Origin of the sequence: Bengtsoniella intestinalis, from assembly GCF_039719005.1 — a bacterium.
Classification (GTDB): Bacteria; Bacillota; Clostridia; order Oscillospirales; family Oscillospiraceae; genus Oscillibacter; species Oscillibacter intestinalis.
Genome location: NZ_CP133584.1, coordinates 409452 through 430657, shown reverse-complemented (window position 1 = coordinate 430657; position 21206 = coordinate 409452). Strand labels below are relative to the sequence as shown.

The 21206-nt window shown below is 49.8% G+C and carries 22 protein-coding genes and 1 pseudogene; 9 read left to right on the top strand and 14 right to left on the bottom strand.

Annotation, left to right across the window (positions count from 1 at the left end; genetic code table 11):
- The first annotated feature begins 252 nt into the window (after nt 1–252).
- Entirely contained in the window at nt 253–1875 is a 1623-nt protein-coding gene (locus tag RFF05_RS02225; protein ID WP_409968806.1) for a mannitol dehydrogenase family protein, read from the top strand.
- Between the two features lie 102 nt (nt 1876–1977).
- Here the strand turns inward: RFF05_RS02225 and RFF05_RS02220 are convergent, their stop codons facing one another.
- The 5 genes from RFF05_RS02220 to tsaE form a co-directional block, all read right to left on the bottom strand.
- On the bottom strand, nt 1978–3288 hold the full coding sequence (locus RFF05_RS02220; protein ID WP_409968805.1) for a lactate racemase domain-containing protein: 1311 nt from the start codon (nt 3286–3288) through the stop codon (nt 1978–1980).
- A gap of 173 nt (nt 3289–3461) precedes the next feature.
- Nucleotides 3462–4676, bottom strand: coding sequence for an NADP-dependent isocitrate dehydrogenase (locus RFF05_RS02215; protein ID WP_409968804.1), 1215 nt, complete (start codon nt 4674–4676; stop codon nt 3462–3464).
- A 215-nt stretch (nt 4677–4891) separates the two neighbouring features.
- Nucleotides 4892–5518, bottom strand: a complete 627-nt coding sequence (gene upp / locus RFF05_RS02210; RefSeq protein ID WP_409968803.1) for a uracil phosphoribosyltransferase — start codon at nt 5516–5518, stop codon at nt 4892–4894.
- Nucleotides 5515–6228 (bottom strand): tRNA (adenosine(37)-N6)-threonylcarbamoyltransferase complex dimerization subunit type 1 TsaB, encoded by a 714-nt coding sequence (tsaB, locus tag RFF05_RS02205; protein WP_409968802.1) that lies wholly within the window; start codon nt 6226–6228, stop codon nt 5515–5517. The genes upp and tsaB overlap by 4 nt, the downstream gene beginning before the upstream one ends.
- Complete coding sequence (gene tsaE, locus RFF05_RS02200; protein WP_409968801.1) at nt 6225–6653, bottom strand: tRNA (adenosine(37)-N6)-threonylcarbamoyltransferase complex ATPase subunit type 1 TsaE; 429 nt, start codon at nt 6651–6653, stop codon at nt 6225–6227. The genes tsaB and tsaE overlap by 4 nt, the downstream gene beginning before the upstream one ends.
- Nucleotides 6654–6817: 164 nt before the next feature.
- Between tsaE and ruvC the strand changes: the two genes are divergently transcribed.
- From ruvC to RFF05_RS02160, 8 genes are all read left to right on the top strand, one after another.
- Nucleotides 6818–7327 carry a crossover junction endodeoxyribonuclease RuvC gene (ruvC, locus tag RFF05_RS02195; RefSeq protein WP_409968800.1) on the top strand — a complete coding sequence of 170 codons (510 nt, stop codon included), beginning with the start codon at nt 6818–6820 and terminating at the stop codon, nt 7325–7327.
- Between the two features lie 90 nt (nt 7328–7417).
- Complete coding sequence (gene ruvA / locus RFF05_RS02190; RefSeq protein WP_409968799.1) at nt 7418–8023, top strand: Holliday junction branch migration protein RuvA; 606 nt, start codon at nt 7418–7420, stop codon at nt 8021–8023.
- Between the two features lie 13 nt (nt 8024–8036).
- A complete protein-coding gene (locus RFF05_RS02185) occupies nt 8037–8708 on the top strand; it encodes a YoaK family protein (RefSeq protein WP_409968798.1) in 672 nt (223 codons plus the stop codon).
- Entirely contained in the window at nt 8698–9738 is a 1041-nt protein-coding gene (ruvB, locus tag RFF05_RS02180) for a Holliday junction branch migration DNA helicase RuvB (protein ID WP_409968797.1), read from the top strand. The genes RFF05_RS02185 and ruvB overlap by 11 nt, the downstream gene beginning before the upstream one ends.
- A gap of 180 nt (nt 9739–9918) precedes the next feature.
- Entirely contained in the window at nt 9919–11277 is a 1359-nt protein-coding gene (gene glmM, locus RFF05_RS02175) for a phosphoglucosamine mutase (RefSeq protein ID WP_409968796.1), read from the top strand.
- Nucleotides 11278–11340: 63 nt separating this feature from the next.
- Nucleotides 11341–11973, top strand: coding sequence for a sigma-70 family RNA polymerase sigma factor (locus tag RFF05_RS02170; RefSeq protein WP_409968795.1), 633 nt, complete (start codon nt 11341–11343; stop codon nt 11971–11973).
- Between the two features lie 40 nt (nt 11974–12013).
- Nucleotides 12014–12289: a zinc-ribbon domain containing protein gene (locus tag RFF05_RS02165; protein ID WP_409968794.1), complete on the top strand. Its 276-nt coding sequence runs from the start codon at nt 12014–12016 to the stop codon at nt 12287–12289.
- A 276-nt stretch (nt 12290–12565) separates the two neighbouring features.
- Nucleotides 12566–13531 (top strand): Ig-like domain-containing protein, encoded by a 966-nt coding sequence (locus RFF05_RS02160; protein WP_409968793.1) that lies wholly within the window; start codon nt 12566–12568, stop codon nt 13529–13531.
- A gap of 38 nt (nt 13532–13569) precedes the next feature.
- Here the strand turns inward: RFF05_RS02160 and RFF05_RS02155 are convergent, their stop codons facing one another.
- From RFF05_RS02155 to accD, 9 genes and pseudogenes are all read right to left on the bottom strand, one after another.
- Nucleotides 13570–14037 carry a MarR family winged helix-turn-helix transcriptional regulator gene (locus RFF05_RS02155; RefSeq protein ID WP_409968792.1) on the bottom strand — a complete coding sequence of 156 codons (468 nt, stop codon included), beginning with the start codon at nt 14035–14037 and terminating at the stop codon, nt 13570–13572.
- A gap of 93 nt (nt 14038–14130) precedes the next feature.
- On the bottom strand, nt 14131–14568 hold the full coding sequence (gene fabZ / locus RFF05_RS02150; RefSeq protein ID WP_409968791.1) for a 3-hydroxyacyl-ACP dehydratase FabZ: 438 nt from the start codon (nt 14566–14568) through the stop codon (nt 14131–14133).
- A gap of 2 nt (nt 14569–14570) precedes the next feature.
- Complete coding sequence (gene fabF, locus RFF05_RS02145) at nt 14571–15812, bottom strand: beta-ketoacyl-ACP synthase II (protein ID WP_409968790.1); 1242 nt, start codon at nt 15810–15812, stop codon at nt 14571–14573.
- A 12-nt stretch (nt 15813–15824) separates the two neighbouring features.
- Nucleotides 15825–16562 carry a 3-oxoacyl-[acyl-carrier-protein] reductase gene (fabG, locus tag RFF05_RS02140; protein ID WP_409968789.1) on the bottom strand — a complete coding sequence of 246 codons (738 nt, stop codon included), beginning with the start codon at nt 16560–16562 and terminating at the stop codon, nt 15825–15827.
- A pseudogene (locus tag RFF05_RS02135) lies at nt 16559–17442 on the bottom strand (ACP S-malonyltransferase). The gene fabG and the pseudogene RFF05_RS02135 overlap by 4 nt, the downstream one beginning before the upstream one ends.
- Before the next feature lie 44 nt (nt 17443–17486).
- A complete protein-coding gene (locus tag RFF05_RS02130; protein WP_409968788.1) occupies nt 17487–18422 on the bottom strand; it encodes a DUF561 domain-containing protein in 936 nt (311 codons plus the stop codon).
- 10 nt (nt 18423–18432) lie between these two features.
- Nucleotides 18433–19380: a beta-ketoacyl-ACP synthase 3 gene (locus RFF05_RS02125; RefSeq protein WP_409968787.1), complete on the bottom strand. Its 948-nt coding sequence runs from the start codon at nt 19378–19380 to the stop codon at nt 18433–18435.
- Entirely contained in the window at nt 19380–20192 is an 813-nt protein-coding gene (locus RFF05_RS02120) for an acetyl-CoA carboxylase carboxyltransferase subunit alpha (protein ID WP_409968786.1), read from the bottom strand. Before RFF05_RS02120 ends, RFF05_RS02125 begins: the two co-directional genes overlap by 1 nt.
- Complete coding sequence (accD, locus tag RFF05_RS02115) at nt 20192–21061, bottom strand: acetyl-CoA carboxylase, carboxyltransferase subunit beta (protein ID WP_409968785.1); 870 nt, start codon at nt 21059–21061, stop codon at nt 20192–20194. Before accD ends, RFF05_RS02120 begins: the two co-directional genes overlap by 1 nt.
- Nucleotides 21062–21206 lie beyond the last annotated feature (145 nt).

Here is a 21206-nt window from a genome sequence, read left to right as displayed (position 1 = left end):
GTTTATAAAATATATAGCGAAAAAGTAGCTGAAAAAACTAAATAAAAATGGATGGTTATTTTCTACAAAATACCCTGAAAAATTGATAAATCATATGATGAATTATCGTGGAAAATGGGGCAATGGTCTGGTATGTTTAGAAATTTATTTGCTGAGAAATAAATAAATATTTATTAATTTTAAATATATATTTACTTTGGAAATAGTGGAAATAATGTTGAATACCCAAGATAACACACGGAGGATTAAAAAATGAAACTCAATTATGTTGGTTTGCAAGATACGGCGGCTTGGGAAGCTGCCAACATTGAAACTTTGAAATTCGACTGGCCAGCCATGGTGGCGCAAACGGAAGAAACACCCACTTGGGTGCATTTTGGTTCTGGGAATTTGTTCCGAGGATTTATTGCACGTTTGCATCATGATTTGTTGCAAAAAGGTTTGGTCAAAGAAGGAATCGTGGCTTGCGATACTTCTACTGGTTATGAAATTTATGAAAAGCTGTTTGTGCCCAACGACTGCATGACATTGCTGGCTGCGCTGAAGGCTGACGGCTCTATCGAAAAAAGCGTTGTGGCATCTCTGGGGATGGGCTTGCGCTCTAATCCTATGTATACCGAAGAATTTGCCAAATTGAAAGCTGTTTTTGAGAATCCTTCTTTGCAAATGGTGTCCTATACCATCACGGAAAAGGGTTACGCATTACTGGGTTTAGACGGGGAAGTGTTGCCTAAACTAGCTGAAGATTTTAAGGCTGGCCCTGACCAGTGTACCCAAGTGATGAGTGTTTCTACGGCTATGTTGTGGGCGCGATTCCAAGCGTGTGCCGCTCCCATCGCCATGGTCAGCATGGATAACTGCTCTCACAACGGGGAAAAACTCCGTGCCAGTTTGGTAGGTGTGGCAAAGGCTTGGCAGGAAGCTGGTTTTGTCAGCCCAGAATTTGTGACATGGATTGAAGACGAGAAAAACGTGGCATTTCCATGGTCTATGATTGACAAAATCACCCCTCGCTCTGCCAATGAAGTGGCAGATTTGTTGGAAAAAGATGGCGTGGAAGAGATGCAACCATTACTGACCTGCAAAAAAAGTGTCATTGCCCCCTTTGTCAATGCTGAAATCCCTGAATATCTGGTTATTGAAGATAGCTTCCCCAACGGCCGTCCTCCGTTGGAAGAGGCTGGCGTGTATATGACCAATCGTGAAACGGTTAACGACAGCGAACGTATGAAAGTGACCACGTGTCTCAACCCCTTGCACACCACTTTGGCGGTGTATGGTTGCCTGCTGGGTTACTCCCGAATTGCGCAGGAGTTAAAGGATGCTGACTTAAAAAAGCTGATTGAAACCATCGGCTATCAAGAGGGAATGCCTGTGGTGGTTGACCCTAAAATTATTGCTCCCAAAGCCTTTATCAAAGAAGTCATTGAGCAACGATTCCCCAATCCATTTATCCCTGATGAACCCCAACGCATTGCCACCGACACCAGCCAAAAGGTGCCTGTGCGTTTTGGTGAAACCATCAAATCTTACCACAATCATCCAGAGTTAGAAGCCAGTTCTTTGACCTTTATCCCCTTGGTATTGGCTGGATTCTTACGGTATTTGATGGCCATTGACGACGAAGGTCAACCTATGACCTGCAGCCAAGACCCCATGCTTGATGTTTTGCAAGCACAACTTTCTGGCATTGCATTCGGAAAACCAGAAACTGTTGGTGACCAATTGTTGCCGCTGTTGACCAATGCCAATCTCTTTGGCATTGACTTGGTGGAAGCTGGTTTGAGTGATAAAGTGCAAGGAATGTTTAAAGAGTTGATCGCAGGTCCCCATGCCGTTCGTAGTACGTTGCAACGCTATTTGGCACAAGTGTAAATCAAATTTCACAGAGCAAAAGGGACGGCGATGCCGTCCCTTTTCTTATGTGAAAAACAAACGCCACCCATCAAAGTTGGGTGGCGTTGTGTGTTATAAAATTTACCAGAGATTGCCTTTTTCGTCAAAGCCCCAGTCTTCCAATTTGCCGTCCAAAGACAGATTGGGATGGGCTTCCACTTGGGGAATCAATGCCGCAGAAACCCAAATATGACCCAAATCATTGGAGTTTTCGATGCGAATGATTTCAGGATTTTTATGGTCAATGCAGTTACAAGTGCGCACAGCCAAACGGATGGCGCTGATGTCAGAGTGGGTGAACATGGGGATTTTCATGGTGGAGAGCACAGTGGCGGTGACGGCATTGGGATAGCTCAAGTCCACGTCGGTTTTGTCCACAAGACGCTTGGTTGTCACGTCAGCCAAACCTACACCGTTGGCATTGCCGTGTGTTTCGTCAGTCAAGTCCAACACCACGCATTTTTGAGCGGTCAAGGGGCCGGGTTTGCCGTCACAGGCGGTATCAGGGCAGGCAAAGGTACCAGTGATGTTTGGATCCATACCGTCACCAGAGATGTTTTTGCCGATTTTATCTACCACCAATACGTCGGTTTTGTCAATCCAAATACGACCCATACGGTTTTTTGCTTCGTTGAGTAGATCAGGTTCTTGTGCCCAGATTTCATCGGGGGTCAAGCCGATGATTTTAAAGGTGTCATCGTATGCGTTTTCCAAAGAACCCACACCACAGATGATGTTGGTGTTGTCAAAAACAACACGGGCAAATTGAGGCATGACGCGAGCCATATTTTCAAAACCAGTGGAGTGGACAGACTCAGCGCCGTGTTGTTTGCCAAGACCGATGACAGACATTTTAATCAAGCCACTTTCGTAAGCACCGCGGAAACTGGTATGTGCCTTGATGCGACCGCAGAGAATCACGCCGTCTGCTTCGTGGGCATAGCGGTCAATGTGGACAGAGCTACCTTCTACAGTGGTGCCGATGTGGACAGTTTCCATAGAGGCACAAATGGGACAGCCCATGGTTTCCTCGGTCACATGATAGCTGGAGAGAACATCGATTTGCCCTTGGGCGGTGGCGCCGCCGTGACTGCCCATAGCAGGGAAGATAAAGGGCTCAGCGCCTTTGGATTTTACGAAATCAACAATGGCTTTGAGCATGGTGTCAATGTTGTTGACGCCACGGCTACCGCAGGTGATGGCGATGCGCATACCAGGTTGAATTTTGCTGGCAATGGCTTCATTGGCCAGTTGACTTTGCACCACGCTGGAAATTTCATCTTTGGGGATACAGGTGGTATCAAAGGATTGGTGTACCTTTACCATTTTAGGCAGGGTAATATCTTGAGAGAGCTGTTCAATGACGCTATTGGGCTTGCTTTCTAAGGCCATAATCTTCTCCTTTTTCGTTGGGATTGCACCCACGGTTTTGTGTTTATAACTAACAACCATATTATACCACAAATGGAGGGATTTGCAATGTATTTTTAGAGATTTCACCTATAAAAAATGAAAAAACTGGCACCATAGAATTCTTGTTTCTATGGTGCCAGTTAAAAGAAAGATTATGCTAATTTGGCAGAGAGAGTAGAGGCGATGGCGTCGAGGAATTCTTCGCTGTTGACGGCAGTGGCCTTGAAATCAGCTTCAACCAAGCCGACCAAATCCTTGGTCATGGTACCGTTTTCCATGGTTTCCAAGCAAGCGGATTCTAATGCTTCGCCGTAGGCAATCAAATCGGCGAGGCCGTCTAATTCGCCGCGGCGCTTCAATGCACCAGACCATGCAAAAATGGTGGCCACAGGGTTGGTGGAGGTTTGTTCGCCCTTCAAATGTTTGTAATAGTGACGGGTGACCGTGCCGTGAGCGGCTTCAAATTCCATGGTGCCGTCGGGGGAGACCAACACAGAGGTCATCATGGCCAGAGAACCAAAGGCGGTGGAGATCATGTCGCTCATCACATCACCGTCGTAGTTTTTGCAAGCCCAGATGTAGCCGCCTTCAGAGCGGATGACACGAGCCACGGCGTCGTCAATTAAGGTGTAGAAATATTCCAAACCCAGTGCATCGAATTGGGCTTTGTAGCCTACAAATTCTTCTTCAAAAATACGTTTGAATGCACCGTCATAAATCTTGGCGATGGTATCTTTGGTGGAGAACCACAAATCTTGCTTGGTGTCGATGGCATATTGGAAGCAGGATTTGGCAAAGGAGCGGATAGAATCTTCTTTGTTGTGAGACACTTGCCAGATAGAGCCGCAGTTGAGTTGGTCGCATTGTAAAACGGTTTCTTGGCCACTTTCGCCTGTGAAAATCAGTTTTGCAGTGCCAGCTTCTGTGGTTTCAATTTCTTTGGCTTTATAAATGTCACCATAGGCATGACGGGCAATGGTAATGGGCTTTTTCCAAGTTTTCACCACAGGGGAGACAGGGTCGATGGTGATGGGGGCACGGAAGACAGTGCCATCTAAGATAGAACGGATGGTGCCGTTGGGAGACTTCCACATTTGGGTCAATGCAGGATATTCAACCATGCGCTGTGCGTTTGGTGTAATGGTAGCACACTTTACAGCTACACCGTACTTGCGAGTGGCATGGGCGGAGTCAATGGTGACTTGGTCTTTGGTTTCATTGCGGTGCAAGAGACCTAAATCGTAGTACTCAGTTTTTAAATCAACGAAGGGCAAAATCAGCTTGTCTTTAATCATTTGCCAGAGGATACGGGTCATTTCGTCCCCATCCATTTCCACCAAAGGGGTGGTCATTTGAATTTTTTTCATGGTACGCTCCTTGTATTTTAATATAAACCTAAGAAGGTTATTCTCTAATGCTATACTACACTAAATCCATAAAACTTGCAAGGGTTTTTGCAAGAATATTCTTGATGACTTGCAAAAATTAGCAATATACACGAAAAATAAAACAACAGGCAGGGTTTATTTGAAAAAAATAATCCGCAGTATAGCAAATTTACTGCTACGCTGCGGATGTCATTTTATTTGGTTGCGAAAATACGGTCACCAGCATCGCCCAAACCGGGAAGGATGTAGCCATGCTCGTTGAGGCGTTCGTCTAGCTCTGCGATGTAAATCTGCACATCAGGATGGTCTTTTTCGATGCGAGCCACCCCTTCAGGCGCACCCAGCACGCACAGTAATTTGATGCGTTTGCAGCCGTCAGCCTTTAAAAAATCGATGGCGGCAGAAGCGGAGCCACCAGTGGCCAACATGGGGTCTAGCACCAGCACGTCACGTTTGTCCAATTCCTTGGGCATATTGTAATAGTACTTGATGGGTTGGAGGGTTTCGTGGTCACGGGCCAAACCAATGTGTCCCACACGGGCGGAGGGCAACAGGGTTAACACCCCGTCTAGCATCCCTAAGCCAGCACGCAAAATGGGGACTAACACTAATTTTTTACCAGCGATTTCCTTGCCAGTCATTTGCTGTAAAGGGGTAGTGATTGACACGTCTTGCAGTTCCAAATCACGGGTTGCTTCATAGGCCATCATGGTTGCAATTTCAGAAACCAAGATGCGGAAGTCTTTACTGGCGGTGTCGGTTTTGCGCAGCAGGGTTACCTTGTGAGAGATAATGGGGTGGCTTAAAATGGTGGTGTTCATTGGGTGGTCTCCTTTTTCAATCGTTCATTTCGTTCTCGTTCTGCTTGGGAGAGGCGCAGGTAATTGGGGGTTAAGGCGGCGCTATCGCCAGCGTCGCCGTTTGCCAAGGCTTGTTGGGCACAAAGCCCAACGCCAATGGCTTGTTGCATTTGTAAATGGGGAGGTGCGAGGATGACGCTGAGGCCTTGGTCAGTTAGATAGTCATAGGCCAGCTTTCCACCATCGCCAACGATGTAAATGGGGGTGGGGGTGGCCTGTAATTCTGCAGCCAAATCAGCCAGCGCAATGGCGCGGTCATCACAATTGCGTGTGAAGGTATTGTCCTTTACAGTGAAGATGGCGTTGTAAACTTGGCTCCGTCGTGCGTCCATGGCGCAGACGATGGTGCCGTCACAGTGGGTTAGGTTTTGTGCCATAGCTTCCAACGTGGAAACGCCTACGGCAGGGATATTTAAGGCGAAGGCAAGCCCTTTTGCAGCAGACACACCAATGCGAATGCCCGTGAAAGAACCGGGGCCTTGGGCAACGGCAATGGCCGCTACTGCGGTTTTGGGAATCTCAGCATTTGCCAGCATACCTTCTACCATGGGCATCAAGGTGCGGCTATGGGTGAGCCCTGTGTTTTGATAAGCACTGGCGAGGATGATGCCATCTTCAATCAGCGCCACAGACACAGCTTTTGCCGAGGTTTCTAAGGCTAAAATTTTCATGTGTCAGACCCTCCTTCCACCGTGATGGTGCGCCAATTTTCGTCGTCTGGATGGCGATTAATTGTAACCCACAGAGTGTGGCTAGGCAGTAAATCTTCTGCCCGTTCGCTCCATTCCACGGCGCAAATGCCGTCACGTTCCAGATAGTCTCCCCAACCAATGTCGAACAGTGCATCACTGTCTGGTAGGCGGTATAAGTCGAAATGAAACAGGGGGATGGTGCCTAAATATTCGTTGACAATGTTAAAGGTGGGGCTGGTGACCCGACCTGTGTAGCCTAGCCCCAATGCCAAGCCACGGGTAAAGGCGGTTTTACCCATGCCTAAGTCACCACGATAAGCCAGTACAGTGCCAGTAGGTAAGGTGGGCGCCAAGGATTGGGCAATCTCTTGGGTGTCCGCTTCACTGCGGGAAAGGTATTCCATACTATTGTTCTCCTTGAAAAAGGGAATTTTTTTATTCGTCATATAGTATAGCATAAAATAGTAGATTTGTAAAAGAAATTTTCGTGAATTCCAAGGGAAACCATGTTGCAAAAGTGGCGAAAATTTGGTATACTAGATTGAATTGTAACATGGGAGGGAAGACCATGCGTATACTTGGCATTGACCCTGGTATCGCCACCATTGGTTTTGGCTTGGTGGAGATGGACAGAGGGCAAGGCACCATGGTGCACTACGGCGTGATCACCACGCCAGCAGGATTGCCGTTATCACGGCGATTATATCAGATTTCACAGGATATGGACAGCTTGCTTGCCCAGCTAAAGCCTGATGTGATGGCGGTGGAAGAGCTGTTTTTCAACAATAATATCACCACAGGCATTGCCGTAGCCCATGGGCGTGGGGTTATATTATTGGCGGCAGAAGCAGCAGGGATACCCCTGTACGAATACACGCCCTCGCAAGTGAAGCTTGCGCTGACAGGGTATGGGAAAGCGGAAAAACGGCAGATGATGGAAATGACCCGTATGCTGTTGAAGCTCAAAGCTTTGCCGCGCCCAGACGATGCGGCTGATGCGTTGGCCATTGCCTTGTGTCACGGGCGGAGCATGAGCTCACGCTTGCCACAAAATCAAAACGTGAAGCAGACCATTTAAAGGTGAGAGACTAATGACGAATGGTGAATGACTGTGGTTGGCAATGGATTTTCGTTGTATCATTGGTCATTATTTGAATAGGAGAACACTATGTTTTATTATGTAGAAGGTACGGTGGCGGAGGTGCTACCAAGCCTTGCGGTTATCGATTGCGGCGGCGTTGGCTATGCCTGCGCCACCACAAATCACACCTTGGCCTCTCTGAATAAGGGTAAAGTATCTAGACTTTACACATACTTAAATGTAAGAGAAGATGCCATGGATTTATTTGGATTTGCCACCTTGGCAGAACTCAATAGCTTTAAAATGCTCATTGGTATTTCTGGGGTAGGCCCTAAGGCGGCACTGGCGATTTTATCAGTGTCCACCCCAGAGCATTTGGCTCTGGCCATCGTTACGGGAGATGAAAAAACCTTGACCGTTGCCCCTGGCATCGGCAAGAAAATTGCCCAGCGGATTATTTTGGAATTGAAGGATAAACTGGCCAAAGAGCAGGCCTCTTTTGGGGTGCCAGCAGGAAGCAAAGCGGCCTCTAGCGGTGCAGTGTTCTCGTCTAAGGCGACAGAGGCGGCTACGGCGTTGGCAGTGCTGGGTTATTCCTCTCAAGAAGTGGCCATCGCCATGGACGGGGTGGACGTGGCAGGGTTGCCACTGGAAGAAATTATCCGTCAAAGTTTGAAGAAAATGGTGAAATAAGCAGGAGCACAGCATGAAGCAAAGACCCGATTCAATTTACATAGGCGCTATTTTGGCTTGCGTAGGTGGCTATATGGATGGCTACTCCTATTTGTTGCGAGATGGCGCGTTCGCCACCATGCAGACAGGGAATATGATATACACTGTTTTGAGTTTGACAGGGTATCTCCCAGACGGGGCAATGAAATATCTATTGTCCATTGTGGCCTTTTCTGTTGGGGTGATGGTGGCAGTGCAACTCCAGCGCCATATGGGCACGGATAGCCAATGGCAACAGCGGATTTTGTTGTTGGAAATTGGATTGCTCTTGGTTGTGGGGTGTATCCCTTTGGGGCGATGGAATTTGCTGGCCAATGTCATCATTTCTTTTGTGGCAGCCATGCAGACCCAAAGCTTTAAAACCATGGGCAATCATGCGCCGTATGCCACCACCATGTGCTCGGGAAACCTGCGAAGCTTTTCTGAGCAATGTTGCACCGCATATAAAGACCCACAAGCTAGAGTGCGGTGTTTGCAGTATTTATTGATTATCACTTGCTTTGTCAGTGGTGTATTTTTCGCCACTTGTGTCACTCCAGTTGGGGGGGCAAGCAGTGTGTGGTTCGGCGCGCTAGGGCTGTGTGTGCCTTGTTGGTACATCAACCCTACGTGGATCAATCGTAAGGAGGCTCGGCATGAGCATTGATTTTGGCACCGATATTTATGAGCAACCCATCGTCACCAAAACCCTGTTGCAAGAGGACAGTGGCGAGGTATCTTTGCGTCCTAAATTATTAAGCGAATACATTGGGCAGGAAAAAGCCAAGGAAAACCTGTCTATTTTCATCCAAGCGGCACAGCGCCGTGGAGAATCTCTTGATCACGTGTTGCTCCATGGCCCCCCAGGACTGGGGAAAACCACATTGGCAGGCATCATTGCCCAAGAAATGGGGGTCAATCTTCGCATCACTGCTGGACCAGCCATTGAAAAGGCAGGAGATTTAGCAGCTTTATTGACCAATCTTGGGGAGCACGACATCCTATTCGTGGACGAAATTCACCGTTTAAATCGCACGGTGGAGGAAATTCTCTATCCTGCCATGGAAGACTATGCGCTGGATATTATGGTAGGCAAAGGCCCTACAGCCAACTCCATTCGTTTGGATTTGCCACCGTTTACCTTGATTGGTGCTACCACCCGTTCGGGGCAATTGTCAGCCCCACTGCGTGACCGTTTTGGGGTGACTTTGCGCCTAGAATTGTATACGCCTGAGGAATTGGCGCTGATTGTCAAGCGGAGTGCAACCTTATTAAATGTGCCCATCGAAGAAGATGGTGCTTTTGAAATTGCACGGCGCTCTCGTGGTACGCCACGAATTGCCAACCGTATGCTTCGCCGTGTGCGTGACTTTGCACAGGTGAAAGGAGACGGTGTCATCACCAAAGAATTGGCTGACATGGCTCTATCTGCGCTGGAAATCGACTATCTGGGTCTTGACCCAGTGGATCGGCGGATGCTGAGTGCCATCATTGAGCACTATAGCGGTGGGCCTGTGGGGTTGGAAACCTTGGCCGCTACCATTGGGGAAGAGTCCATTACGTTAGAAGATGTGTACGAACCGTATTTGATGCAAATCGGCTTTTTGACACGCACCCCTCGTGGGCGTTGCGCCACCCAAAAGGCCTATCAACACCTGCATATCGATTATGTGGGGCAACTGGGGATGGATGTGTAAAGGCAATTTGATGTTGTGATAGTTGCGCTGAAAATGTAGGGCGGGGGCTTGCCCTCGCCGTCCGCAACGACCTAGGGAAAACGGCGGGGGCAAGCCCTTGCCCTACGCTATGTTTCTTGTATTATTGAAAAAAGAATCACATAGCGGGATATAACGATAAATTTAGGAGTTTAATATAGTATGGGTAAATTATTTGGAACTGACGGCATTCGTGGCGTGGTGGGGGAGAACCTCACTGTTGATATGGCGTTTCGTGTGGGGCAGGCTGTGGGTATTGTGCTGCAAGAGGAAACAGGCCGTCGCCCTGTGGTGGTCATCGGGAAAGACACTCGCATTTCTTCGGATATGTTGGAGTCTGCGTTGATGGCTGGCATTTGCTCTGTGGGAGGCGATGTGAAGCCTGTGGGCACCATTCCCACCCCTGCTGTGGCCTATTTGGCCATGGAAGAAAAGGCGGATGCAGGCATTGTGATTTCTGCGTCTCACAATCCATATGAGCATAATGGCATCAAGCTCTTTGGTGGTCAAGGATACAAAATGCCCGACGAAATGGAACTGCGGATTGAAGAAGTTATTCTTTCAGAGAAACCCATTAAAGTCCGTACCCACGGGGAAATTGGTCGCCGTCACCACGGGATGCGTGCGCTGAAGGCGGAGTATATTAATTTTGTGGCAGGCACCATCGACCATGATTTGGCACCCTTGCGGATTTTGGTGGACTGTGCCAATGGTGCGGCTTCTACCACGGCTTTGGAGCTGTTTGGTCGCTTTAAGGCGCGGACTGATTTTATCCACCACGGCCCTGATGGTATCAATATCAATCAGCGCTGTGGTTCCACTCATTTGGAGGATTTGGCAGCTGGTGTAAAGGCAGGAAAGTACGACGTAGGTGTGGCCTTTGATGGGGATGCTGACCGTTGCTTGCTGGTGGATGAAAAAGGCGACATGATTGACGGCGATAAAATTATGGCAGTGTGCGCTGGGGATTTGAAGCGCCGCGGCAAGCTGAAAGGTAACACGTTGGTGGCCACTGTCATGAGCAATTTAGGGTTGCATGAGTTTTGCCGCAACAGTGGCATCGATTTAATTTGCACCGATGTGGGTGACCGCAATGTATTGGAAAAAATGTTGGAACACGGCTACTGTTTGGGTGGTGAGCAATCGGGGCATACTATTTTCACAGAGGTGGAAACCACAGGTGATGGGGAAGTGACCGCACTTCAATTTTTGCGCGTGTTGGCACAATCTGGAAAAAAGGCATCAGAGTTGGCTGGGGTTTGCCCCACTTATCCACAAGTGCTGGTAAACTTGGCTGTGCCCCATAGCGGAGGTGTGAAAGAAGCCATTATGGCAAGCCCAGCACTGGCAGAACAGGTGGCAAAAGAGGAAGCTGCCTTGGCAGGCGCTGGTCGCATTTTGGTGCGAGCATCTGGCACAGAAGCCCTCATTCGAGTGATGGTGGAAGCTAAAACTGAACAGATTGCCAAAAATTTGGCAGAAAATTTGGTTACTTTTATAAAAAGTCTTGATTTTATTTAAAAATTCATGGTGTTTTTCGCTAAAACGCTTGACAGCCATGTTAGAAAATGGGTATAATAGGATATGGAAAATCTAGGGATTGAGATGGATTCCCAACAATTAAACGATGAACAGTTGTGTCAATTGGTGAGCCAAGGACAGCGGGAGGCGGAAGAAATTCTAGTCATTCGCTATACACGCTTGGTGCGGTCATGCGCGCGTCCGTTTTTCTTAGTTGGTGGAGACAGTGAAGACTTGACCCAAGAGGGCATGGTAGGACTCCTCCGTGCCATCCGTGAATTTGATGGTTCTCGCGAAGCCACCTTTCGCACCTTTGCTGAGGTTTGTATTCGCAATCGTTTGCTCTCGGCTCTCCGTTGGGCCAGTCGAGATAAACACGCGCCCTTGAACCAATCCATTCCATTGGATACCCCTTTCTTTGAAGATCATTCCTACAAAGCAAGCACCACCCAAAGCCATGGCAATCCGGAAGATTTATATATCGACCAAGAAGGCGCCAAGGACTTGATGACACAGGTGCAAAAGCAGTTGTCTGAGTTAGAGTCGAAGATTTTAGGGTTCTATTTAGACGGCCTTTCCTATATGGAAATTGCCGCCACAGTTGGGAAAACACCCAAGTCTGTGGACAATGCTGTGCAACGTATTCGGCGTAAAGTGGCACAGCAACTCACCCAGAGCGATCTCAGTGGCAACTGAACGCAAATATAATTTTCTGACGCAAAGAGAGGGAAAAATCATGTACGAAGACAAGACTTTAGTGTGTAAAGAATGTGGCTCTGAATTTGTATTCACCGCTGGTGAACAAGAATTCTACGCAGAACGTGGCTTCCAAAACGAACCACAACGCTGCAAAGCCTGCCGTGACGCTCGCAAGAATGCTACCCGTGGCCCCCGTGAATTCTTCACAGCCGTGTGTGCATCCTGCGGTGGCGAAGCAAAGGTTCCTTTTGAACCCAAGTCTGACCGCCCCGTGTACTGCAGCGATTGCTTCGCAAAAATGCGCGAAGAATAAGCATAACGCTTACACAATCAAAAGTACCTGCCTGATGGCAGGTACTTTTTTTGCTTTTTTATCTGTATAAACCACCAAAATTGGCGCAAACTACTGCTATCAACTATAAGATTTTTGTCTAGGGCTTCGCCCTTGCTCTAGCGTTCACTAGAGCGCCCGTTGGGCGAGCAAAAAGCCGTCACGCACCTGCCATGGGGCTAACGCCCCTACTGGGCTGCACCCAGCCCCTCTTACGAGGGGTGGCAGGTTTGTATAGATTTTAGGAGGAAGTTTGATATGAAAAAACCAAAGGGATTTATAGCGTTAGGTTTAGCCTTTGCGCTGGGGTTGCAAAGTGGCGTGCTGGCACTATTTTCTCAAAATTATGCGGTTCCGCCAGAAGGTGCACCGATTGCGCAGGAGTTGGAGTTTACCACTTATTGCGATATTGCTTATCAAGGGCAGTTGTTGGCGGTGGACAGCCAAGGAGATGACATCACGTACACTGTTGATACAGCGGCAAAAAAAGGCACAGTGGAGCTGGATGGAACGGCATTTATCTACACGCCCATCAAAGGGAAAAGTGGTTCTGATCGCTTTACCTATATTGCAATTGACAGTCAAGGAAATTGCTCGGCACCTGCCACGGTGCTGGTGAACATCGAAAAGGTAAAAAGCGATGTCACCTATGCCGACACAACCCCTGTAGAGGCGGCCGCCGCCCAATATTTGGCGGAAGAAGGGGTGTTTGCAGGGACAAAGATTGGTGAGAACTATTATTTGGAACCAACACGAACCGTTAGTCGCAGTGAGTTTTTGGCCATGGCCATGGAGGTGGTGGGCGTGGAGATTGCCACAGTTTCTATCACCAGTTTTTGTGACGATAGTAATTTGAATGCCGCTACGAAAAATTATGTTGCCACTGCCGTTATGGCAGGGTATGTCCAAGGGGTGCCAACCCAAGACGGGGTTGCGTTTCAAGGTGCAGAAACCATTACCTTTAGCGAAGCGTCTGCCATGCTTAGTCGCGTTTTAGGAGTAGAAGACGTGGATTTAGCGGTGTGGTACGGTCAAACCGTTGTCAACCATTGGGCAGACCAAGCGGTGGGCAATTTGGAGGCCATTGATGTGGTTGCAGTGGGTAGCTTTGGCAGTGAAATCTTAGAAGAACCTTTGGCGCGTAGCCAAGCTGTGGTGATGCTTGCTGCTGCTGGGCAATATTTAGACAGCCAAGAGACAGGCCTGTTAGACTGGCTCTTTTAAAAGAAAATGCGCCCATCGCAACGGCGATGGGCGCATGGTTATTTTGATTGCAAACGATTTACAATGCTGGGTGGTAGCTCCACCTCTGGCATCAATTCCTCACTGATGATAGACAGCATTTCTTGGAATTTGGCGCAATCTTCAGGGGAAAATCGTTCTTCAATGCGGAGGGTCACCTCTTTAGTGTAGGATGAGCTGATGTTGTAGTTAGAGGTGTATTTTTCGGTCACAGCCAGATGGTATTCACGGCGGTCTGTGGCAGATTGATTTTTGGACAAATAGCCTTTTTTAATGAGACTGTTGACTTTGTAAGCCGCGTTGGGAGGAGAAATTCGCATAAAGGATGCAAATTCATGGATGGTGGGAGAGCCTAAGGCTTGCACGGTTTCCATGCAGAAGGTCTCTACTGTGGTGAGATTGGCTTCACGGGATTGGAAGCGCTGAAAAATCTCCTGATAGAAGTGTAGTTTGAATTTTACATAGACTTCGGAAAAAGCATTTAGCATGACAATTTCCTCCTTTTGTTGATTTCTGCCACGTTTCAATCGGGATTAACATTTACATTCATATAGTAACAAAAATCAAAGACAAATGCAAGCTTATTCTTCATTTCCAATGGCAAAAGTAAGTTCTGCTGAGGCAACCACTTTCCCATTGACCGTGGCTTTTGCCTCGCCAATGCCAACAGGGCCACGTTGTTTGGTTAAGGTGCAGGTCATCTCCAACACATCACCGGGGATGACTTTGTGGCGGAAACGTGCGTTTTTAATGCCACCGAAAAAGGCGATTTTCCCTTTATTTTCAGGCACTGACAAGATGGCAACCGCCCCGACTTGCGCCATGGCTTCGATAATCAGCACACCGGGCATCACGTGTTGGGTAGGGAAGTGACCGCAAAACATAGGTTCTCCCACGCTGACGCATTTGATGCCTTTGGCGAACACGCCGGCTTCTCCGTCAACAATGCGGTCAACCAAGGCGAAGGGGTAACGGTGAGGGAGAATCTGTGCAATTTCATTGGAGTTTAATTGTAGCATAGTTAGCCCTCCCATTTCCCCAGCAAAATGCTGGCATTGTGACCGCCAAAGCCCAGAGAATTGCTCATGGCGTAGCGGATAGAGGCGGTGCGCCCTTGGTTTGGCACGTAATCCAAATCACAATCAGGGTCTGGCTGTTGGAGATTGATGGTGGCAGGAATAAATCCATCTTGCAAGGACAGTGCCGTCACCATCCCTTCCACAGCGCCAGCTGCACCTAGCAAATGACCAGTCATAGACTTGGTGGAACTGACGGCAAGGGTGTGGGCGTGGTCACCAAATACGGCTTTGACTGCCGCTGTTTCCCCAGCGTCGTTGAGGTGGGTAGAGGTGCCGTGTGCATTGATATACGCTACTTGTTCAGGGGAGATGCCAGCATCGTCCAATGCCAACTGCATAGCCATGGCACCACCAGAGCCGTCAGGGCGTGGGGCGGTGATATGATGGGCATCACAGGTGGCACCGTAGCCTTCCACGGTGGCATAAATCTTGGCACCACGGGCTTTGGCGTGTTCCAATTCTTCCAAAATCAGCATGGCGGCACCTTCGCCCATGACAAATCCAGAACGTTCAGCGTCAAAGGGGATGGAGGCGCGGTTCACATCGTCAGTGGTGGCCAAAGCCTTCAAAGAGGTGAATCCACCCACTGCCAAGGGGGTGATGGCGGCTTCGCTACCACCACAAAGCATCACATCGGCATAGCCATCACGAATGGCGCGGAAGCCATCGCCAATGGCATTGGTGCCACCAGCGCAAGCGGTGACAGGGCAGGTGCATAGGCCGCGATAGCCAGCTTCAATGGCAATTTGCCCTGCGGCCATGTTGCAAATGGTCATGGGAATAAAATAGGGAGACACACGGTCGAACCCTTTTTCAAGGCCTTTGGAATGCTCGGTTTCCATGGACTGCATACTGCCAATGCCGCTGGAAACAATCACACCGCAACGGTGGGCAAGTGCCTCGGTTGGAATAAAGCCACAGTCGGCAATGGCTTCCTTAGCGGCCACCATGGCAAATTGGGTGAACCGCGCCATGTTACGGGCGGCACGCTTGTCTAAATATTGTTCTGGGGCAAAGTCTTTCACCTCTGCCGCCAATGTGACTTTTTGGGTTTTTGTATCATATAAAGTGATGGGGGCGATGCCACAGGTGCCAGATTTCATGGCTTGCCATGTGTCTTGGGCTGTGTGGCCCAAAGGGGTGATGGCACCCATACCTGTGATGACGACGGTACGTTTTTTCATACTCAATTCTCCTTACATACCCATGCCGCCGTCTACACCCAGCACTTGTCCTGTGATGTAGGGGGCAGAGGCTAAAAAGACCACAGCCTTCGCAATATCCTCCCCTTGACCCAACCGACCCATGGGGATGGTGGAAAGGAGGGCTTCTTTGGTGGCAGCGGGCAAGCCTTCGGTCATATCGGTTTCAATAAAGCCGGGGGCAATGGCATTGACAGTGATGTTGCGGCTTGCCACTTCTTTGGCAAGGGATTTGGTCATGCCGATGAGCCCAGCCTTGCTGGCGCTGTAGTTCACCTGTCCAGCGTTGCCATGAACACCCACCACAGAGCTGAGGTTGATGATGCAACCGCTACGGCGCTTCATCATGGGACGACACACGGCCTTCATGGTGAAGAAAGCACCTTTTAAATTGGTGTCAATCACGGCATCAAAGTCGGCTTCTTTCATGGTCATCAGCAGACCATCGCGGGTGATGCCAGCGTTGTTGACCAAAATATCAATGGCACCAAAGGCGGCAGTGGTTTGGGCGATTAAATCCTTCACCTGTGCTTCGTCGCTGACATCGCTTTGGACGGCAAGGGCGTTGCAATCCATGGATTGCAGTAGGCGCAAGGTCTCCTCGGCGGCAGTGGCGTTGCCAGCATAAGAAAAGACAACATTGGCACCTGCTTGTGCCAGCGCTACGCAGATGGCATGACCGATGCCACGGCTGCCGCCAGTGACCAGTGCAGTTTGTCCGCTTAAAATCATAGTGTTCCTCCTTCTAATGCCAGTTCTAAGGCTTGGATATCGGCAAGGGTTTCCACGCTGTAACAGGGAAGGGTGGGGGCGATTTTTTTGGCAAAGCCTTTGAGCACAGACCCTGGGCCGATTTCCACCAATGCGTCTACGGATTGTGCCATATGGCGGATGCAATCTTCCATGTAAACGCTACTTTGCACCTGTTGTTCTAATAAGTGGGGGATGGTATCAGTTGTATCCATTTCACCGCCTAAGCAGTTGAACACCACGGGAATGGTGGGTGTAGCGAAGGAAATGGTTTTGAAATAGTTTGCCAAATCATCTCCAGCTTGTTTGAGCAGTGGGGTATGGAAGGGGCCACTGACCTTCAAGGGTAAACACCGCTTGGCACCCGCTTCTTTGGCAAGGGCAACCGCTTGTTCGACCGCTACGGTCTCACCACCGATGACGATTTGATTGGGGCAGTTATAGTTGGCACAGCAGACCACCCCCAAAGAGGATGCTTCACGGCAAATAGACTCCAAGGGTTCACGGTCCATCCCCAGCACGGCATACATGGCGCAAGGGATGCCTTCTGCCGCCGCCGCCATGGCTTTGCCACGGAAGGACACAGTGCGGATGGTGGTTTGTGCGTCCCAAACACCAGCGGCATAGAGGGCAGAATATTCCCCAGAGATAGACCTGCTGCCATGGCTGGCACGATACCACGCTGGCGGAGCAAGTCGGTCATGGCGATGGCAAAGGTGACCATGGAAGGTTGGGTGTATTGGGTGAGATTTAGCTTGTTATCATTATCTGTAAAGGAAGTTTCCTTCACATTAAAATCAAGGGAAACACTATCATAGACTTGGGTAAACACAGGATGGGTGACGTATAAATCAGCCCCCATGCCCACTTTTTGCGCCCCTTGACCAGCATAGAGAAAGCCTAGTTTCATAGGGCATCCTCCAGACGGTTCAGGCAGGCTTGGTAGCCGTGGTACAAGTCTTCAAAAATGGTGCGTAGGGGACGAACGGTGTCTAGCATTCCCACCACTTGCCCTGTCATCACGCTTCCCATATCCACATCGCCTTCCACCACACAACGGCGCAACGCGCCTAAGGTGTAATACTCCAGCTCTTCCAAAGGTGCGCCTTCTTTTTCTAGTTTCAAGTATTGGCGTGCCATTTTGTTTTTCAAAATTCGGACAGGTGCCCCTGCAGACCGACCAGTGACGGTGGTGTCACTGCCTTTGGCTTTTAAAAGAGCGGTTTTATAATTGTCATGGATGGGGCATTCGTCGCTGGCCAGTAGGCAGGTGCCCACTTGCACACCGCAAGCACCCAAGGCGAAGGCGGCGGTGACACCACGACCATCGGCAATGCCACCAGCAGCAATGACAGGCACGTTGACACAATCTGCCACTTGAGGCACCAGCGCCATGGTGGTCATCTCACCGATGTGACCGCCACTTTCGCACCCTTCGGCAATGACGGCATCCGCCCCAAGGCTCACCAGTCGTTGGGCTAGAATAGGGGCAGCCACCACGGGAATGACCTTGACGCCAGCGGCCTTGAAGGCCTTCATATACTTGGAAGGATTGCCAGCCCCCGTGGTGACCACGCCAACGCCTTCGTCAATGACGATTTGCACCATGTCATCCATGCAGGGGTTCATCAGCATGAGATTGACCCCAAAAGGCTTGTCGGTCAGGCTTTTGCAGATTTGAATTTGCTCACGGAGCTGATTGGCTTCGCGCATACCGCCAGTGGCGATGGTACCCAAGGCGCCAGCGTTGGAGCAAGCGGCGGCAAAGGCGCCAGTGGCGATGTTGGCCATACCACCTTGGATGAAGGGGAATTCTGTGCCCAATAGTTCATTTAATTTCATTGTTGTTACCTCATGCAAATGTAATCAGGGCACCGCCCCAAGTGAGACCGCCACCAAAGCCTACGCACAGCACACGGCTACCTGAGGACACCTTGCCTTGCTGATACAGCTCGCTGAGCACCATGGGGATGCTGGCGGCAGAGGTGTTGCCATAACGGTCAATGTTTTTATAGTATTTATCCGCTGGGATGCGGTATTTTTTCACAGCCAAGTCGATGATACGGGCGTTGGCTTGGTGGAAGACGAAAAAGTCTACGTCGTCAATGGTGGCTCCAGTGTTTTGGAGGACAGCACTCATACACGCTGGCACCGTTTCCACGGCAAATTTAAACACCGCCGTGCCTTCCATGGCAATGTGGGCACCTTGATGTGCGTGCACACCGCCAACGGTCAACACTTGGTCGTCACCACGGCAGCCAAGATTGGCACCAATGGAGGCAACCCCTTGGTGTACCCCCACAATGGCGGCACCAGCCCCGTCTCCAAAGAGAATGCAGGTGGAGCGGTCGTCAAAGTTGATGATGCGGCTGAGCACTTCGGCGCCAATGAGTAAGCCGTAGGGCTTGTCGCTATTTTGGAGTAAGCACTCCATAGTGTGGAGACCAGAGAGAAAGCCTGTGCAAGCAGTGTTGATGTCAAAACAGGGGATGTTGCTGGGTAAGGACAATGCTTTGTGTACCATACACGCCGCCGCTGGCACGGTGTACTCAGGGGTGATGGTGGCCACGATGCAAGCCCCGATTTGACTGGGGTCAATGCCTGCGGTTTCCAGTGCCTGTTTGGCGGCGGTGACGCATAGGTCTGTGTGGGTTTCACTGGTGGCATGGTGCCTAGTTTCAATGCCAGTGCGAGAGACAATCCACTCTTCAGTGGTGTCGATAATTTTAGTAAAATCATGGTTGGTGACCACGTTATGAGGGGCGCAATGCCCAAGACCGTGAATTTGTAAGCCTTTCATTAAGCGCCTTCCTTTGTCAGGACATGATTGCCCATTTGACGGAACTTATCATATCGTTTTTGCGCCAACACATGGGGTTTGAGTTTGCATAAGTCACCCAATTCGTTGGCAATGATGTCAGAGAGGGTAGACATCATTTGGGGATAATCTAAATGGGCACCGCCTATGGGTTCGGGAATGATACCGTCGATGACGCGCTGTTCTAGCAGGTCTTGGGCGGTGAGCTTCATCAAATTGCAGGCATCTTCTTGGCGCGCACTGTCTTTCCAGAGGATAGTGGCAAAGCCTTCAGGGGAGAGGACGGAGTAAACTGCGTGCTCTAGCATGAACACACGGTTGCCAACGCCCAAAGCCAAAGCCCCACCGCTGTTGCCTTCACCTGTGATGATGGCAATGACAGGGACTTGTAACTGGCTCATTTCCAAAAGGTTACGGGCAATGGCTTCTCCTTGACCCCGTTGCTCGGCTTCTAAACCGGGATACGCACCGGGGGTGTCGATGAAGGTCAGAATGGGACGGTTAAACTTTTCTGCCTGCTTCATCATTCGTAGTGCCTTGCGGTAACCCTCTGGCGTGGGCATACCAAAGCGATAGCGGAGATTTTCTTCTAAGTTTTTTCCTTTTTGGGTGCCAATCACGGTGACAGGTCTGCCACGAAACCGTGCAATGCCACCAAAGATGGCTTCATCTTCCGCGCAGAGACGGTCGCCACACTGGGGAAAGAAATCGGTGCACAGGCCATTTACAAAATCAGCACAAGTGGGGCGTTGGGCATGACGTGCAATGGTTAAATGTTGTTTGGGGGTGAGCATTACGTGCGCCCTCCTTTGCTGTGTAGTAGCAATAACTGCTCTAGGGTTTGGCGCATTTGTCCACGGGGGACAATGGCATCCACAAAGCCGTGCTCCATCAAATATTCTGCCCGTTGAAACCCTTCTGGCAGGGTTTGCCCAATGGTTTGTTGTATCACACGGGGGCCAGCAAAACCGATGAGGGCATTGGGTTCAGATAAGGTGATATCGCCGAGAGAGGCGAAGCTGGCAGTCACGCCACCAGTGGTGGGGTGAGTGAAGATAGAGATATAGAGTCCGCCAGCTTTGGAAAATGCGGCAATGGCGGCGGAGGTTTTGGCCATCTGCATCAGAGATAAAATCCCTTCTTGCATCCGTGCGCCACCGCTGGCGGAGAAGATGAGTAAGGGGCACTTTTTCCCTGTGGCATATTCAATGGCTTGGGTTAAAACCTCGCCTACGACAGTACCCATACTGCCCATTAAAAAGCGGCTGTCTAGCACAGCGACCACAACCTTGCGTCCGTCAATGGTGCCAGTGGCGGTGACGATTGCATCGTTTAAACCAGTGGCTTCTTGGGCGGCTTGGCGCTTGGCGTTGTAGCTGGGGAAGGAAACCTTAGGGTGGTAAGGTTGGCTCAACTGTTGAAAGGAGCCTGCGTCAAGGAGAAAGTGAATGCGGTAATAAGCGCCGATGGGGAAGTGGTGTCCACAGCTGGGGCAGACGAAAAAATGCTGTGACAGGGCGGCGGTGGTAATGGCTTCGCCACAGCCAGCGCACAGGATATGCCCTGCGTCGTTTTGGGGCTGGGTAGCCAATTGGGTTTTTCCGTCTTGTAAGGCTTTTTGGGCTAGGTAACGGGTGCGACCCTTAGAAAATAATGGTGTCATGGAGTGTTCCTTTCTAGAATGAGCCGACGAAGAAACCTTCGTCGGCTCAGCCCTGTCAAAAAAGGCGCCATACGTGGGGCGTCTTTTTTGACAGGGCTGAAAATCGCCCAAGTAAGAAGGTTTAAAACAATGCAACTTCGTTGGA

Excerpts from the sequence above, each read along its gene's own strand:
- RFF05_RS02225 (WP_409968806.1), top strand. The coding sequence starts at position 253 with ATGAAACTCAATTATGTTGGTTTGCAAGATACGGCGGCTTGGGAAGCT.
- RFF05_RS02220 (WP_409968805.1), bottom strand. The coding sequence starts at position 3,288 with ATGGCCTTAGAAAGCAAGCCCAATAGCGTCATTGAACAGCTCTCTCAA.
- RFF05_RS02215 (WP_409968804.1), bottom strand. The coding sequence starts at position 4,676 with ATGAAAAAAATTCAAATGACCACCCCTTTGGTGGAAATGGATGGGGAC.
- upp (WP_409968803.1), bottom strand. The coding sequence starts at position 5,518 with ATGAACACCACCATTTTAAGCCACCCCATTATCTCTCACAAGGTAACC.
- tsaB (WP_409968802.1), bottom strand. The coding sequence starts at position 6,228 with ATGAAAATTTTAGCCTTAGAAACCTCGGCAAAAGCTGTGTCTGTGGCG.
- tsaE (WP_409968801.1), bottom strand. The coding sequence starts at position 6,653 with ATGGAATACCTTTCCCGCAGTGAAGCGGACACCCAAGAGATTGCCCAA.
- ruvC (WP_409968800.1), top strand. The coding sequence starts at position 6,818 with ATGCGTATACTTGGCATTGACCCTGGTATCGCCACCATTGGTTTTGGC.
- ruvA (WP_409968799.1), top strand. The coding sequence starts at position 7,418 with ATGTTTTATTATGTAGAAGGTACGGTGGCGGAGGTGCTACCAAGCCTT.
- RFF05_RS02185 (WP_409968798.1), top strand. The coding sequence starts at position 8,037 with ATGAAGCAAAGACCCGATTCAATTTACATAGGCGCTATTTTGGCTTGC.
- ruvB (WP_409968797.1), top strand. The coding sequence starts at position 8,698 with ATGAGCATTGATTTTGGCACCGATATTTATGAGCAACCCATCGTCACC.
- glmM (WP_409968796.1), top strand. The coding sequence starts at position 9,919 with ATGGGTAAATTATTTGGAACTGACGGCATTCGTGGCGTGGTGGGGGAG.
- RFF05_RS02170 (WP_409968795.1), top strand. The coding sequence starts at position 11,341 with ATGGAAAATCTAGGGATTGAGATGGATTCCCAACAATTAAACGATGAA.
- RFF05_RS02165 (WP_409968794.1), top strand. The coding sequence starts at position 12,014 with ATGTACGAAGACAAGACTTTAGTGTGTAAAGAATGTGGCTCTGAATTT.
- RFF05_RS02160 (WP_409968793.1), top strand. The coding sequence starts at position 12,566 with ATGAAAAAACCAAAGGGATTTATAGCGTTAGGTTTAGCCTTTGCGCTG.
- RFF05_RS02155 (WP_409968792.1), bottom strand. The coding sequence starts at position 14,037 with ATGCTAAATGCTTTTTCCGAAGTCTATGTAAAATTCAAACTACACTTC.
- fabZ (WP_409968791.1), bottom strand. The coding sequence starts at position 14,568 with ATGCTACAATTAAACTCCAATGAAATTGCACAGATTCTCCCTCACCGT.
- fabF (WP_409968790.1), bottom strand. The coding sequence starts at position 15,812 with ATGAAAAAACGTACCGTCGTCATCACAGGTATGGGTGCCATCACCCCT.
- fabG (WP_409968789.1), bottom strand. The coding sequence starts at position 16,562 with ATGATTTTAAGCGGACAAACTGCACTGGTCACTGGCGGCAGCCGTGGC.
- RFF05_RS02130 (WP_409968788.1), bottom strand. The coding sequence starts at position 18,422 with ATGAAATTAAATGAACTATTGGGCACAGAATTCCCCTTCATCCAAGGT.
- RFF05_RS02125 (WP_409968787.1), bottom strand. The coding sequence starts at position 19,380 with ATGAAAGGCTTACAAATTCACGGTCTTGGGCATTGCGCCCCTCATAAC.
- RFF05_RS02120 (WP_409968786.1), bottom strand. The coding sequence starts at position 20,192 with ATGCTCACCCCCAAACAACATTTAACCATTGCACGTCATGCCCAACGC.
- accD (WP_409968785.1), bottom strand. The coding sequence starts at position 21,061 with ATGACACCATTATTTTCTAAGGGTCGCACCCGTTACCTAGCCCAAAAA.